Source organism: Rhodoferax sp. BLA1, assembly GCF_013416775.1.
GTDB lineage: Bacteria > Pseudomonadota > Gammaproteobacteria > Burkholderiales > Burkholderiaceae_C > Rhodoferax.
The window spans coordinates 57,936-73,205 of record NZ_SZVI01000008.1; the positions used below are offsets into that span (position 1 = coordinate 57,936).

The 15,270-nt window shown below is 49.8% G+C and carries 14 protein-coding genes; 5 read left to right on the forward strand and 9 right to left on the reverse strand.

What is annotated here, in order from left to right:
- Positions 1–4 precede the first annotated feature (4 nt).
- From ybgF to FDG13_RS08120, 5 genes are all read right to left on the reverse strand, one after another.
- Positions 5–793: a tol-pal system protein YbgF gene (ybgF, locus tag FDG13_RS08100; RefSeq protein ID WP_370528191.1), complete on the reverse strand. Its 789-nt coding sequence runs from the start codon at positions 791–793 to the stop codon at positions 5–7.
- Positions 790–1,308 carry a peptidoglycan-associated lipoprotein Pal gene (pal, locus tag FDG13_RS08105; protein WP_370528192.1) on the reverse strand — a complete coding sequence of 173 codons (519 nt, stop codon included), beginning with the start codon at positions 1,306–1,308 and terminating at the stop codon, positions 790–792. The genes ybgF and pal overlap by 4 nt, the downstream gene beginning before the upstream one ends.
- 34 nt (positions 1,309–1,342) lie before the next feature.
- Positions 1,343–2,617, reverse strand: a complete 1,275-nt coding sequence (gene tolB, locus FDG13_RS08110; protein ID WP_180126556.1) for a Tol-Pal system beta propeller repeat protein TolB — start codon at positions 2,615–2,617, stop codon at positions 1,343–1,345.
- 61 nt (positions 2,618–2,678) lie between these two features.
- Positions 2,679–3,761 (reverse strand): glycosyltransferase, encoded by a 1,083-nt coding sequence (locus tag FDG13_RS08115; protein ID WP_180126558.1) that lies wholly within the window; start codon positions 3,759–3,761, stop codon positions 2,679–2,681.
- Positions 3,762–3,767: 6 nt separating this feature from the next.
- Positions 3,768–4,523 (reverse strand): glycosyltransferase family 2 protein, encoded by a 756-nt coding sequence (locus FDG13_RS08120; RefSeq protein ID WP_180126560.1) that lies wholly within the window; start codon positions 4,521–4,523, stop codon positions 3,768–3,770.
- A 108-nt stretch (positions 4,524–4,631) separates the two neighbouring features.
- Between FDG13_RS08120 and msbA the strand changes: the two genes are divergently transcribed.
- The 5 genes from msbA to FDG13_RS08145 all read left to right on the forward strand — a co-directional run bounded on the left by msbA (position 4,632) and on the right by FDG13_RS08145 (position 10,814).
- A complete protein-coding gene (msbA, locus tag FDG13_RS08125; RefSeq protein WP_180126563.1) occupies positions 4,632–6,377 on the forward strand; it encodes a lipid A export permease/ATP-binding protein MsbA in 1,746 nt (581 codons plus the stop codon).
- 243 nt (positions 6,378–6,620) lie between these two features.
- Complete coding sequence (locus tag FDG13_RS08130) at positions 6,621–7,736, forward strand: glycosyltransferase family 9 protein (protein ID WP_180126565.1); 1,116 nt, start codon at positions 6,621–6,623, stop codon at positions 7,734–7,736.
- Positions 7,737–7,743: 7 nt separating this feature from the next.
- On the forward strand, positions 7,744–9,093 hold the full coding sequence (locus FDG13_RS08135; protein WP_180126567.1) for a hypothetical protein: 1,350 nt from the start codon (positions 7,744–7,746) through the stop codon (positions 9,091–9,093).
- A gap of 1 nt (position 9,094) precedes the next feature.
- On the forward strand, positions 9,095–9,961 hold the full coding sequence (locus FDG13_RS08140; RefSeq protein ID WP_180126569.1) for a DUF6492 family protein: 867 nt from the start codon (positions 9,095–9,097) through the stop codon (positions 9,959–9,961).
- A gap of 100 nt (positions 9,962–10,061) precedes the next feature.
- Positions 10,062–10,814 (forward strand): hypothetical protein, encoded by a 753-nt coding sequence (locus FDG13_RS08145; protein ID WP_180126571.1) that lies wholly within the window; start codon positions 10,062–10,064, stop codon positions 10,812–10,814.
- Here FDG13_RS08145 and FDG13_RS08150 read toward each other — a convergent pair.
- From FDG13_RS08150 to rlmH, 4 genes are all read right to left on the reverse strand, one after another.
- On the reverse strand, positions 10,798–12,318 hold the full coding sequence (locus FDG13_RS08150) for an O-antigen ligase family protein (RefSeq protein WP_180126573.1): 1,521 nt from the start codon (positions 12,316–12,318) through the stop codon (positions 10,798–10,800). The genes FDG13_RS08145 and FDG13_RS08150 overlap by 17 nt on opposite strands.
- A gap of 370 nt (positions 12,319–12,688) precedes the next feature.
- On the reverse strand, positions 12,689–14,164 hold the full coding sequence (rng, locus tag FDG13_RS08155; protein WP_180126575.1) for a ribonuclease G: 1,476 nt from the start codon (positions 14,162–14,164) through the stop codon (positions 12,689–12,691).
- Positions 14,165–14,191: 27 nt separating this feature from the next.
- Entirely contained in the window at positions 14,192–14,794 is a 603-nt protein-coding gene (locus FDG13_RS08160; protein ID WP_180126578.1) for a nucleoside triphosphate pyrophosphatase, read from the reverse strand.
- Between the two features lie 6 nt (positions 14,795–14,800).
- On the reverse strand, positions 14,801–15,268 hold the full coding sequence (gene rlmH, locus FDG13_RS08165) for a 23S rRNA (pseudouridine(1915)-N(3))-methyltransferase RlmH (protein ID WP_078365847.1): 468 nt from the start codon (positions 15,266–15,268) through the stop codon (positions 14,801–14,803).
- Positions 15,269–15,270: the final 2 nt, after the last annotated feature.

A 15,270-nucleotide genomic window follows, 5' to 3' on the forward strand; every position in this document is an offset into this window, starting at 1 on the left:
TGAGTTACTTCAGCGAAGCCAGTCGCTCTTTGGCGGCGACTGCCGCCTCGGACTGAGGGTAGGCTTTGATCAGATTGGTCAAAGTGGTCCGAGCGCCCTTGCTGTCCTTCAGCTCCAACTGGCAATTGGCCACCGACAAGACGGCTTCTGGTGCACGAAGATGCTCCGGATTTTTGGCAATCAAAGAGCGAAAATTGACAATCGCCTCTTTGTAATCACGTGTGGCGTATTGCGCATTGCCCAGCCAGAACAAGGCCGTCAGCGCATAACCACTGCCGGGGTAACGCGACAGGAAGCCAGAGAACTGGCTTTGTGCATTGACAAAGTCACCTTTTCTGAAAACTGCAAGCGCGGCTTCATAGTCACGTTTCTCAGCAGGAGTCACAACAAACTCCACACCATCCACGCTGACCTTTGCGGGCTCCAGCTTGGACAAACGCTCCGACAGGCTTTGTGCCTCGTCTTTGTTGTGTTGCTGCAGATCTGCCACATCTTTGGCCAGTTTTTCGTTCACACCGCGCAAAGACGCCAAGTCAGCGCGAAGCAACTCCATTTGCCTCTGCAGCTCCAGCAAACCACGCCCTAATCCGGCGTTCTCATCCTTGCTGCTGGTTTGAATCTGGTCAGTATCCGCCCTGAGCTTCTCAACACGCTGGCGCAAATCCAGAATGGCCTTACGCGCCTCATCGTCTTCGAAAAGACCAGCGTGTGCCCAAGTGGCAAGCAACACGCCAACCACAAAAACAAGGTGGGCTTTCGGGAAACGCATCTGCATCACGCGCACCCAAGTCATTGATAGCGGATTTCAGCCCGGCGGTTCTTGGCATAAGCAGACTCATCGCTGCCCACCACCGCTGGTTTCTCCTTACCAAAACTCACAGCTTCAAGCTGGCTGCTGGGCACCCCAAGCACACTCAACGCACCAACAACGGCCTCTGCCCGCTTTTGACCCAATGCCAAGTTGTACTCGCGGCCACCGGTCTCGTCGGTGTGACCTTCAATAGCCACCTTGCGACCAGACTGACTCAAAATCACCTTGGCATTTTCTGCAATCAATGCCTGGAATTCTGGGCGAATGACAAAACTGTCGTAATCAAAGTAGATGATTCTCTTGGCTGATGGCAACCCTCCCTGGGCACCATTCGCACCGAGATCCACGGGAGTGACACCACCACTCTTGACACCTGAGGCGCTGTTATCACCCCCACTGCCTGACACGGGATTGACCGTGGCATCAGAAACCGGCACATCATTCAACGGCACCGTCGAGCCGCATCCAACCAAAAAAGCACTCACAACAAAAGACAAGACCAACCGTTTCATCAAACTCTCCTAAAAATCATCAATTCAAAAATGGGCCCCAGTGCGGCTCCCGAATATCGCCATTCTGACCGTTCAGCCGGGCTTTCACCTTGCCGTCCAAAGTGGTCGTCATCAAAGCTTCACGTCCTTGGGACTGGGTCGCATAGACCACCATTTTGCTATTGGGTGCAAAGCTGGGACTCTCGTCTGCAGCCGCATCAGACAACACGCGCACATTGCCACTGTCAATATCCAACAAATGCAGCCTGAAAGCACCGCCTGTGCGTGAAATATAAGCCATCCAACGTCCGTCCTGGCTGATGGATGGAGAAATGTTGTAAGCACCGGTGAATGTGACGCGCTCGACGCCCTGACCATTCACACCCACCTTGTAAATCTGCGGCGAACCACCACGGTCACTGACAAAATATATGCTGCGCCCATCTGGCGAAAAAACCGGTTCGGTATCGATGCTGTTGGATTGGATCAAGCGGCGCGGCTCACCACCGGTCGCACTCAACAAAAACAACTGGGAACCACCGTCGCGGCTCAAGGTCACGGCCAGCGTCTTGCCATCAGGCGACCAGGCTGGCGCACTGTTGGAACCTTTGAAGTTCGCAATCAGGCGGCGCTTGCCCGAGCTCACGTTATGAACATAAATCACCGGCTTGCGCGACTCAAATGACACATACGCCAACTGGTTGCCATCGGGTGACCAAGCTGGCGAAATGATGGGCTCAGGGCTGGCCAATGCAGACTGGGCATTTTCTCCGTCAGCATCAGCGACCCACAACTGGTAACGCGGCCCAGACTTGGTGACATACGCAATACGTGTCGAGAAAGCGCCTTTGTCGCCCGTCAGTTTTTCATAGACGTAATCAGCCACCCGATGCGCAGCCAGACGGGCGTCAGCGGCATTCACGGCAAAACTCTGACCACCCAGGTCTTGCCCCTTGACCACATCCCACAGCCGAAAGCGAACATCAACACGACCATCAGCCAAGGTGCTCACGCTCCCGGACACCACTGCATCAGAACCGGCACGGCGAAAGACAGACAAATCCGGCAAAGACACCTCATCCAGCGCGCCATGTGTCGCCGCCACAGCCCGAAACTGCCCGCTGCGCTCCAAATCTGCCTGAACAATCTCGGAAATCTTTGCAATGGCGGCGGCTTGGCCCTTAAAGGGCGCCACCGTGATCGGGACTTGGGTCAAGCCCACGCCGGAGACTTCAACACGGAACTGCGCCGAAGAAGGCAAGCTAAACAATGCCAACAGGAAGCAAAACAAGGTTGAAACAAAAGGAAATCGCATGCAGTAGGTCACTTTTTTGGATAGATTGCGAAACGTCAGCGCACAGGCCCAGGATTTCAGTTTACACAGCGCTTGGGCGCTCTTTGTGGAAGATGGCCTGCATCATGGCGGTTGTGGAATGCTGATTTTGGAGTATCTGGCCTGCTTGAAAGGCACGCCGGGAAAATGCATCGTAGTCACGCACAATTTCTTCAATGGCTCGCCGCAGGCCATATGATGATAGATCGCTGGTTGCCACCCCTGCATTGTGCTCCAAAACAACACGCCCCAGCCAAGTGTTGGCTGTGACCACCACCGGGCAACCTGCGGTCAGGGCATCCAGAGTCACACCACTCACCCGATCCTGAAAATCAGCTTCTGCATAGGGCTGGATGCTGATGCCACCGACAAACAGCGCACGGTAGTCTTCCGGTGAAAGAGTCTCACTGAGCAGTGTCAGTTGTGGATAGTTGGACCGCTTGAGCCGCTCAATGTGGGCCAAAATGTCCGGGCCATGTTTGGCCTGGTGCGTTGCAGAGGTTTGAATCCAGAAGGGCCAGACGCCTTGACTGTGCGCCAAGTCATCCACCAAGTCGACAACCCGGCTGAAGCCTTTGTCCATCCGTGCTGCACCCGCAAACAACAAGTGTCGAAACCCTGACAAAGTTTGTCTCTGAGGCTGATCAATCACATGCGGATAGGCCACTGTGGTGGCTCGAAAACCAAGTTCTTTGAAAAAAAAGGTGGTGGTCTCAGTTGTACACAAAATCTCAATATGTGGCTGGCTCCGAGCAATGGCTGCCAGCTTCCCGGCTTTGGACGCTTTGGTGCCCAGCCAGTGCACATACACATACACCTTGTCAGGTGGAATCTGAGCTTTAGCCGCCCAATTCAGGAGCACCAGATCAGTGGTGCCCGCAGTGGAAAGCAGAATTTTCCCCGGCTGATCCAAGAGACGTTTGTAGAGAAAAAAACTTTGGATTTTTCGCAAAGAACGAGAAAAATACGGCCGGATCTCTCCGCGAGATGTCCAAGACTGCCCGATCTCTTTCCCCGACCAGATACGGATGTGTTCTGCAGGAGCCGTTTTGGCAATGGCCTCAACCAAACTGTAACAATGCCCCGTGTAGCTGTTTAGCGTGGGCTCAACAATGTTGAAGATCATGCGCGATCACTGATTGGCTGGCTGCGCCAGTTGCCAGAGTTTGATGTGTCGGTAATAGCTGCCTTCCGCGTTGGCAATGGCCAATGCTAGTCCATGACCACCATCCAGAAATCCAGCCTTGAAAACATAGGTCCGGACAAAGGCCCACAAACCATGCCCGACGGCCCCCCATACGGAGGATCGCTTGCCCCGACCCCAAGCCTGTTGTGCAGAGGCTGTGGAATAGCGATCAATCTTGGTCAAAACATCCGAGAAACTGCGGTGGCTATAGTGAAGCAATGCATTTTTAAGCGATTGCGATTGCCCCCGATGAACCAGCCTTTCATGCACCAGATCATCGGAAAAACGGGCAGAACCCCGCTTGAACAGACGATCCACATAGTCTGGGGTCCAGCCAGAGTGTCGAATGAAACGGCCACAAAACCAGGATGAGCGAGGAATGCTGTAACAGTCTGCAGCATCGGCTCTAGCGATCACCGTCAAAATTTCCTGGCGAAGTTCAGGTGTAACACGCTCATCGGCGTCCAGAGACAACACCCAATCCCCGGTAGCCAGATCCAGCGCTCGATTTTTCTGCGGGCCAAAACCAGGCCAATCTGGAGTCACAGCCACCTTTGCACCCCGTTGACGCGCCAAGTCCGCAGTCTGGTCAGAGCTCGTGTTGTCCACCACCACAAGCTCATCAGCAAATTCAACAGACCGCAGACAGGATTCGATGTTAAGTTGCTCATTGCGGGTGATGACAACAACGGAAAGACGCATAGACATTCTTGGAGGTGACGGAGTTCAACTGATAATAACTGCCTCGCCGTTTCAGGAGGCTCTGCGTGAATCCGTAATGGATGCACCAGGCGTTCAATCAGTCACTTCATGTCTAACCCCGCTCCGCAAAGTAGTCGCGCGCTCTATGCCAGGCTCTTGACCTATCTCCGCCCGTATTGGAAGGCGTTTGGCCTGGCTGTTTTAGGCATGGTATGCACAGCTGCTACCGAACCGGTATTCCCTGCCATCATGAAATACCTGCTGGACAACGGGTTCCAGACACCAGACAAAAGGCTGATCTGGCTCATTCCGCTCGGGATCGTAGCGTTGTTTTTTGTTCGAGGCATACTGACTTTTTGTACCAGTTACTTGATGACATGGACTTCTACACATCTGGTCACAGACCTGCGACGCGAGATGTTCGACAAAATTCTTTTTTTGCCAACACAAGCTTTCCATGACCAATCATCAGGCAAACTGATTTCTCGTATTTTGTACGATGCTGACAACGTCAATCTAGCGGCAACCAGTGTCCTTGTCACCGCCATTCGGGAATCTCTTACTGGCGTGGCACTGCTGGTTTATCTGCTGTATCTGGACTGGAAACTGACGCTGATCACACTGGCCATTGGCCCCTTGATTGCAGTCATCGTGAAAGGGTTTAGCAAACGCATACGTGCTGCCAGTCGTTCAAGTTTTGAAGCGATCCGTTCGATGTCGCACACCATTGAAGAAACAGCTTCCGCCCACAAAATCATCAAGATATTTGGTGGCCAAACCCAGCAAACCGAACGCTTCTTCAAAAACACAGAGCGTTTTCGCAGATCCATGATGCGTGAGGCATTGCCCGCTTCAGCGATGACGCCCATCACCCATCTTTCGGCATCTCTAGCCGTTGCCTTGATCGCCTACTTGGCACTGAGCCAAACCACTGGTCAGGCCAGTACTTCAGCGGGCGGTTTTGTATCGTTCATCACCGCCATGCTATTGCTGATATCTCCCATCAAACAGTTAACCAGCATCAGTCCAATTTTGCAACGTGGACTAGCTGCGTGTGAGAGCGTCTTTGCACTGCTTGACCAAAACGCAGAAACAGACACGGGTGATAAAAAACTCATTGAGGCAAAAGGAGATATCGTTTTTGAGCAAGTGAGTTTCAGTTACCCCGGCGCCGAACGGCTCGCACTGAACAACATCAGCTTTAGCGTGAACGCAGGACAAACGGTGGCTTTTGTTGGAGCGTCTGGAGGAGGTAAAACCACCGTCAGCGCACTGATACCACGCTTTTACAGCCCAACCGCCGGACAAATTCGCATTGACGGCATCAACATCCTTGAGCTGACATTGGAAAGTCTGCGACAAAACATCGCTTTGGTCAGTCAAGACATTGTGCTTTTTAACGACACGATTGAGGCCAACATCGCCTTTGGACTAAGCAACCATTGCGACCGCGACAAAGTGATTGCAGCAGCTATAGCGGCGAACGCTTGGGAATTCATTCAGCAGTTGCCAGAAGGACTGTCCACGCTGATCGGCGAAGACGGCGCCAAACTTTCTGGGGGCCAACGTCAACGTATCGCCATAGCACGTGCCTTGCTCAAGGATGCACCCATTCTTATTCTCGACGAAGCCACATCAGCACTCGATACCGAGTCAGAGCGTCAAGTCCAAGCGGCATTGGCGGTGTTGATGAAAAACCGCACAACGCTGGTGATTGCCCACAGACTAAGCACCATCGAAAACTCAGACCGTATCATGGTGCTGGACAAAGGCTGTATCGTTGAATCTGGCACGCACGCTGAACTGATCTCTGCCGCCGGGTACTACGCCAATCTGAATCAGATTCAGATGTAAAAGCAAATAGTTAGCTGTTACGTGACAGTGACAGTGACAAAAGCTAGCCTTCTGAACGACACCTAAGCCCAATACATGTGCAGTGATCAACACAGTGGCTTCTCGCAGAAAGCAGGCATTTGCATTCTGGGCCCCGAACCAGCAGGCTTGACGCAATAACCCATTTTTGCGCCAGCAATATGTTGACGTTTATCCCTATATGAGGTCGAGCATACTCAATCCTCGCGACCAGAAGCAGAAATAATGACATCCTCGCCAAAAAATATACTCATCGCCAACATTCGTCTGATTGGTGACGTCATATTGACGACCCCCCTCATTGCCTTGCTCAGACAAGCATACCCTGAAGCCGATATAGATATTTTGGTCAATCGAGGAACCGGTGAATTCCTGGAAAAGGATCAACGTGTGCGAAAAGTTATCTACGTTGACAACAATAAAAAAAACGATGGGTACCTAGGCCAAATATTCCGAAGCTATGACTTGGCCATCAACATGAATTCATCTGACAGAGGAAATATTGCAGTACTGCTAGCAGGAAGAGTCACGCGAATCGGATTTCGCAACAAAGGCAACTCACTGAAAAATATCTGGCAACGACTGCTACTTACCCACCCGCTTGTCTTTCCGGAAGATATTCCTGTCGTACATCATTGCGGAGTTATTGCCAAAGCACTACAAATACCTTATACGCATCTGACAGTCGATATTTTTTGGGACAGCGCAGATGAAGCCAGAGTCAACAGCATTCTCAATGAACGTGGTGTGAACACTCCCTACTTCGTGGTTCATCCTTTTGCCCGATGGATCTACAAATACTGGCGACCAGAAAGATTTGCCGCAGTCAGTGATGCAATTGTCGAGCGATACGGCCTGCATCCAGTTTGGACATCATCACCTTCAGCAGAGGAGAAGGCTGGGCTTGCCAATGCTGCGTTGCTGTGCCGTCACCAACCAACGCTTATTGCAGGTGATCTCTCCATCAATCAGATGACCTGCCTGCTCAAGCGCGCCAAATGTTACCTCGGCCTGGACACCGCCATCAGTCACTTAGCAGCAAGCGTCGGCATACCCATGGTCGCCCTATATGGCCCGACATTTATCTCGCGTTGGTTCCCTTGGTACAACCCAGGCTCTCCAGATCAGGTATGTCCACCGCAGCGAGGCAGACTACAACGAGGAAATATCGTCGTGGTTCAAAAAGACCGAGAATGTGTCCCTTGTGGCAAGGCAGGATGCGATGACAGTGGACAAACTGCGAGTCCCTGCATGCTAGAGATTACAGAAGATGAAGTTCTGGCGGCAATGGCGGTCTGCTTGGCAAGCCCAACTGTCAACACACCGAACCTTAATGCATGATAACGATATGACAAAAACTATTCAGCTGAACGAAAGTCGTGGAAAATGGCTGATCCTTTCCCACGCTTTTAATATGGACGGCCGTGCAGCTAGCCAAACCATAACCGATAAAATTCCATTCCTGATACAACAGGGTATTACGCCGATTGTGGTCAGTGCTCAAACCGGGACAAAAGATATCTTTATCGAACATCATCAAGTGCCGGCTATAGCACCCTCTGGATTGAAGTTTGATATGCGGCACATTCTAAGAAAATATCTTCGCAACCCGCTTTCTTTCAAGATCGTCAGAGGGCTATTTTCTTTGGTACTCTTACCTTTCTATCTACTTGAGCGCACATTCATTCATCTGGAAAGTCAGTGGTCCTGGTTCGTCATGGCTTATATCAAGGGCGCGGCAATGATCCGCAAACATAACCCGACGATAATTTATTCGACTGGTGGGGCCAATTCTGCCCATCTTGCAGGCTTCCTGCTAGCTCGGCGTTATCACATCCCATGGATCGCAGAACTTCATGATCCAATGATTCATGGAGAATGGCGAAACTCACGGATGGCCTACGGCTGGGCCAAATATCTTGAACAAAAAATCTGCAAACATGCTTCGGCTGCGTGGTGGTTTACGGAGATGGCCTTAGCTAGGGCAAGTGAACGAAATCCTGACCTTGGCTCAAAGGGCCACATGATCATACCGGGTGTGGCAGCTCCTGATTTTCAAGACGCCGTGTACAGAAAAAGAGAGCGCCTACATTTTGCCCACTGCGGCTCATTGGCTGAGACGAGAAATCTTGCAGTCTTTATTGAAGCTTTGCATGGTGTATTGGAAAAAAATCCGCAGTATGGCAACAAAGTCCAGATAGATATATACAGCTCTAAACTGGACTCAGTGTCAAGAGAAGTTTTAGCCCGTTTTCCTCTACCCGGCATTGTCGTAGAGCATGGCCGCCTAGAAACAGATTTAACCACTGGAAAAAGCGGTAGGCAACAGGTACTGGAAGCAATGCGTCGCTCAGATGTGCTTCTGCTGTTGCATGGCGGCGACCCCTTCTGCGAAGAATACATACCATCAAAACTATTTGAATATCTTTGGGCTAAACGTCCGATACTTGGCTTGATTTGGAGAAATGCTCAACTAGAAAATATTCTTAATGAGCGGAAGCACACTGTAGTTAACGCTCTTGATGTTGCCGATTTACAAAACAAGCTACTAGAAATATTCAATACCTGGGAAACCAGTGAGCTTCCAGACAATATTAAATCAAACCCATTCACTGTGGAAGACGCAGTTTCAAAAATAGTGGCCTTGACGGATAATCTGACTACACAAAAAGAGTCAAAGCGACACGGACAGCATTAACATGAAGAATTTGGTACTCTTTTGCAAATCTTACAAAAATGATGTTCTTCGCGTTGTAGAACTGACCAAAAGTGTGCAAAAGTACAATTCTGACCACATTCCATTTTATATATCTGTACCGGCTTCGGATATGGATCTTTTTCAAGAGAAACTCACTGGACTCACTTACACCTTAATTCAAGATGAAGAGATCTTGCTGGCAAATCCAAAGCACTCTATTGATTTAATGCATGAGATGCCAGGCAACCTCCTACAACAGGTCATCAAGTCGGAATTTTGGCGCTTGAAAATTTGTCAAAATTATGTAATGATTGATTCAGACGCATACTTTATTAAGCCATTTGCATACAAAGACTTTATGTATGACGAAGAAACACCTTATACCGTCATGCATGAGGGAAGAGATCTTCTCAGCTTTGCTGCTCGTCATGGCAAGCACAAAATCAGAAGTGATTTCATAAAAGATCGTATTCAAGGCCAACAGCGCTTTGATCGATCGGGGCGAGTGTATGATTTTGGACCGCTACCTATCATATGCTCATCTTTAGTTTGGAAAACATTGGATGAAAAATACATAGCAACAAAGGATTGCAGTTTTGCGGATCTTATTCGAGAGTATCCAAACGAAATGCTATTGTATGGCGAAGCATTACTCAAATACACCCCAATCCGCCTAATGCCGATAGAACCTCTTTTCAAAGTATTTCATTACAAACAGCAATACGATGAAAGCAAAGAGATTGGCGAAACCGAAGAGGTGATTTCTCGAAATTATCTAGGAATAATTAAACAATCAAACTGGAATTTCGGATTAGATCTCACCCCAAAAAAAAAGAGAAACTGGAAGTCGCTCTGGATGAAAAAGTAATTTTCAAAATCAGGATTACTCAAAAACAAAATCTCTCAAACTTCCAAAATATTTTTAGAAAAATTAAAAATCAACAACAATAAAATTAAGGCATACTTCTTTGAAAGCAAATAGCATCCCAATACTACTAACTTCAAGCATCATTGCACATGATACAAGTGTAAAACTTACTGATGCCGATAAAAGAATAGCATTTGCACTTGAATCGATCAAGGAATGGCTCGCCATTGATCCCGGCTTACAAATCACTTTATGTGACGGCTCCGGTTTTGATTTCACTCCACTTATTACAAAGGAATTCCCCAACTCAAAAATCGAATGCATTTTCTTTGAAAACAGCAAAGATATGGTAAGAAAATATGGACGAGGTTTTGGCGAAGGAGAAATCGTTAAATATGCAGTAGCTCACTCAGAGTCTATATCAAAGGCCGGTTGCTTCACCAAATGCACGTCCAAACTCTGGGTTAAAAACTATCTTGAATGCCTGTCAGAGTGGAATGAAAATCTTCTCTTTAAAGGCGTTTTCGTTAATGCCTTCTCCCTATTCAAACCCATAAAACTAAAATACATTGACACTCGATTTTACATAGCCAGCATTAGTGCTTATGAGAGATTTTTCACGAACGTCCATTTAAACATCAAAATAGATATGGGATATGGCTTAGAGGAGTGCTTTCTTGAATCCATTCAAAAAAACAATATAAAAGCATGTTTACTTAGAGAGCCACCAATTATCTGCGGCGTAGGTGGCGGCACCGGCGTAAGTTACAAAACATCTCTCAAACGTACAATCAAAGAGAGATTAAAAATCAGCCTGGCAAAAAACAAAAAAAATTTCAAACATTTATTTTGAGAGAAGTAACGTAATTTTTTCCAATGTCAATCGAATTATATTTTCTGAAATACAAATAAGAAATAATCGTCGCTTGCATTTGCAGATAATGCTCACGATAAACCGAATCCATAAATCCTCTCAAGATCCAAAACATAGTTATCAGAAATAGGGCAAATGCCCAAGCACTAAAATCAAGTCTCTTGGTGTTACGCCAACCTTCAAGCATGAAGAAGATAAAAACCCATGCAAGCAGCAATGCACCAACTAAACCCAATGCCAAAATAACATCCATCCAAGCCTGATGTGTATGTGCAAAATGCATCACTGGTGGATGTCCGCACTTATTTTCAATAAGCCTCTCATAAGTTGATCTTGAACCGTCAATACCACGCCAATTTTCTAAAATCAATGAGAATCCTGCGCGCATCAAAACAACTCGCCCCCCATCCGAACTCAAACTTCCAATTAATTCATCAGAGTATTTTGGCAATTCATTTCTGTAACGATATTTAATTTTTTCCTGATCCGCCAACGACAATCCATTACACAAAAAATCTATAGGATTTTCTATATCAAAGCCCACTGACATTTTATCGACCACACCTACCCATCGCGAATCACTCCCAACAATCTTTACAGCAAATGCGCCCACAAAAATAAGAGAAATTAGCACTCCAAAAAGTAATCTAAAATTTAATCTTCTAGAATTTCGTTTTTTATATGCGATTTTTTTCTGTAGATTTCTAAAATAAATAGCTACAGATGCAATTAACAACATAACAATTCCAAACAGAACAGCCCCCCTTGAACTGGCTATAAACACGCTCAAAAAACAAAGCGTGACAGCAGCTACAGCTGCCCAGAATCTATCATGTTGATCTTTCCGCCACGCAATATCAGCGCAAACCACAAACAACACGATAGCCTGACAAGCGGCGTAACCGAGGTTTCCATGCATAGGATCGTATCCACGGAAACCCCATGGAAAGCCATGCGAAACAGAATCTCCATGCATGCTGGAATCAAACATTTGGATCAGAGAACTCCATATCTCACCAATGGATATACTGTCAGAGAAATTGGTACCAAATGCACCCGACCATGCCAGCAGAGTCAAAGTTAAGTGAATTACAACAGGCAAAGTACTTGCAACAGCCAGACCCCACAGACTTGGCCCCTGTCGCCCAAGAATTAGCGCAACGCCAATACCAACACACCAAGCAAGAATAGACTGCCCCCATTGCCCTTTAAGATTCATCCACGCAACATCTGTTTGCTCAGCCCAGAGCGGAAAAAGAATTAAAAAACAAAACCAGACAACAAGAGGCAATGGAATACTTCGCAGCTCAAAATCTTTCTCCACCAAAAAATTGGTAAAAAAAATGTGATATCCAATTAAACAAACAAGTGTTAAAAGAAAAATATTTCTTAATGCAGTGGTATTAGCAAGTGGCAGAATAGCCAAGTACGCCAAAAAAATCCAATACACCCCTCTAAATGAAATTGGCAATTTGTAGTTCATTTAAATATAAGATATAAAATTATCACTATTTATGCCGCACTCTTTGCGTGGATAAATAGCCAAAATTTGTGTAATTATTGAAGGTCCGGCAAGCGACTTTAAGATAGACCATAATGAGTGAAACGCCCTTATGCCAATAATAACAAGTAGAACCCATCGTTATGTGCACTGAAAATTGGAGCACATTGCAGATAGTAATGCTCATACATAATAAGCAAAAGATATCTAACCAGAATATGCGTTTGTGTTGACTCGCCGAAGAATGTAACAAGCCACCTGCAGGACCGACATTGTGTAAGCCTCGGCCCACTCCACTCCACACAACATCCAATTCCCAGGCAGCACCACACAAGAAACCGACTTACCGGTATCACAGCAACACAATGTCGTACTGCTCCTGCCCCATGGCACCTTCGCTTTGCAGTGACACTGGCTTGCCAATGAACTCGGAGAGGCCCGCCAGATGCTGGCTTTCTTCGTCCAGAAACAGCTCGATGACCTTGGGTGAGGCCACCACACGGAATTCTTTGGGGTTGAACTGGCGCGCCTCGCGCAAAATCTCGCGGAAAATATCGTAGGCCACACTGCGTGGCGTTTTGACAATGCCTTTGCCCTGGCACAGCGGGCAGGGTTCACACAACATGTGCGCCAGGGACTCGCGGGTGCGCTTGCGTGTCATCTCCACCAGCCCCAGCTGCGAAAAGCCGCCACACATGGTTTTGACGCGGTCACGCGCCAGTTGTTTGCGCATTTCGGTCAACACCGCCTGGCGGTGTTCCTCACGCTCCATGTCGATGAAGTCCACCACAATGATGCCGCCCAGGTTACGCAGACGCAGCTGCCTGGCAATGGCTTGTGCGGCTTCCAGGTTGGTTCTGAAGATGGTGTCATCAAAGTTGCGGGCGCCGACAAAACCACCGGTGTTGACATCCACCGTGGTCAGCGCCTCGGTCTGGTCCACGATCAGGTAACCACCCGACTTCAGCTCCACCCGACGCCCCAGCGCCTTGGCGATGTCCTCGTCAATCGAGTGCAAATCAAAAATCGGCCGTTCACCCTTGTAGTGCTGCAGCTTCTGCGCCGCAGCGGGCATGAACTCCACCCCAAAGGCTTTCAAGGCCTCAAACTGCTCCAGCGAGTCCACCCGGATAGAGACGGTGCGTTCGCCCACCATGTCGCGCAGCACCCGCTGCATCAGACTCAAATCCTGGTGCAACAAGGAGCTGGCAGGCAGCCTGGTCGCCGCTTCACGGATGCGTTTCCAGGCTTTGCGCAGGTAGGCGATGTCGTCAGCCAGTTCCTGATCGCTGGCGTCCTCGGCATTGGTGCGCAGGATGAAGCCCCCGCCCATGTCTCCCACCAGCGACTGAACGCGCTGGCGCAGGCTCTCGCGCTGCTCGGTCGGGATCTTTTGCGACACACCAATGTGGTCGTCCTGCGGCAAAAAAACCAGCATGCGCCCGGCAATGCTGATCTGGGTGGACAGGCGTGCACCCTTGGTGCCAATCGGATCCTTGATCACCTGAACCATCAGGCTCTGGCCCTCAAACACCTGTTTTTCAATCGGGATCTGCGAAGCTGCCGCACGCGCGTTGGAAATGGTTTCACCCTCGGCAGGTGGGTGCCAGACATCGGCCACATGCAAAAACGCGGCGCGCTCCAGACCAATGTCGATGAAGGCCGACTGCATGCCTGGCAGCACCCGAACCACCTTGCCCAGGTAGACGTTGCTCACCAGGCCACGCTCAAGCGAGCGCTCGACGTGCAACTCCTGCAGCGCACCGCCCTCGACAATGGCCACACGCGTCTCCTGCGGCGCCCAATTGATCAGAATATCTTCTTGCATAGGGGGCAGACTGTAACGCCTCGCGGCCTAACGGCCCAGCCCAAAACCCTGCAACAAGGTGTTCGTCTCATACATTGGCAAACCCATGATGCCGCTGTAACTGCCGCTGATGTGGGCAATGTGTGCCGCCACCCTGCCCTGCACCCCATAAGCACCCGCCTTGCCCATCGGCTCGCCACTGTCCACATAGGCCTGGATCTGCGCATCAAACATGGGGGCAAAAGTCACTTTGGAGATCGATACCGCCTGCTGGCGCTGTTGTTCGGTGCCCAGTGCCACCGCTGTGAGCACTCGGTGGGTTTTACCCGACAGGGCACGCAGGATACGCACCGCGTCAGTTTCGTCCAGCGGCTTGCCCAGAATCACCCTCCCCAGCGCCACCGTGGTGTCTGAGCACAAGACGGGCGCAGCAGGCAGGCCACGCTTTTTCAGCCGCGCCAAGGCCGCGTCGAGCTTGAGCTGGGTGACACGCTGCACATAGGCCTGCGGCACCTCACGCGGCAGGACTGCTTCCAAAGCTTCCGCGTCTTCATCCGCATCAGGCAACAGCAACTCATAGGCCACGCCAAGCTGCTCCAGCAGCTGCCTGCGCCGCGGGCTTTGGGAGGCCAGGTAAACGAATGGCTTCATGTCTGACTATTCCCGGTGGTATGGGTGGTTGGCATTGATCGACCAGGCACGGTAGAGCTGCTCCACCAGCAACACCCGCACCATGGCATGGGGCAGCGTCAGATCGGACAAACGAATCCGCTCATGCGCTGCCTGCCGAAAAGCCGGATCCAACCCGTCCGGGCCACCGATCACCAGCGCCACATCACCGCCCGACAACTGCCAGTCCTTGAGCTTGCCGGCCAGCGCCATGGTGGTCAGCGTGGTGCCACGTTCGTCCAGCGCCACAATGCGACAGCCTTTCGGAATGGCCGCCTCAATACGGGCGCGTTCAGCGGCGTAGATGGTTTCCAGCGACTTGGAGGCGCGTGGCTCGGTTTTGACCGCTTTGAGTTCGAGCTTGATCTCGAACGGAAAACGTTTGGCGTAATCGTCCCAGGCGGTTTGTGCCCAGTCGGGCACACGCTGACCTACCGCAACAATCAGCAGCCGCACAC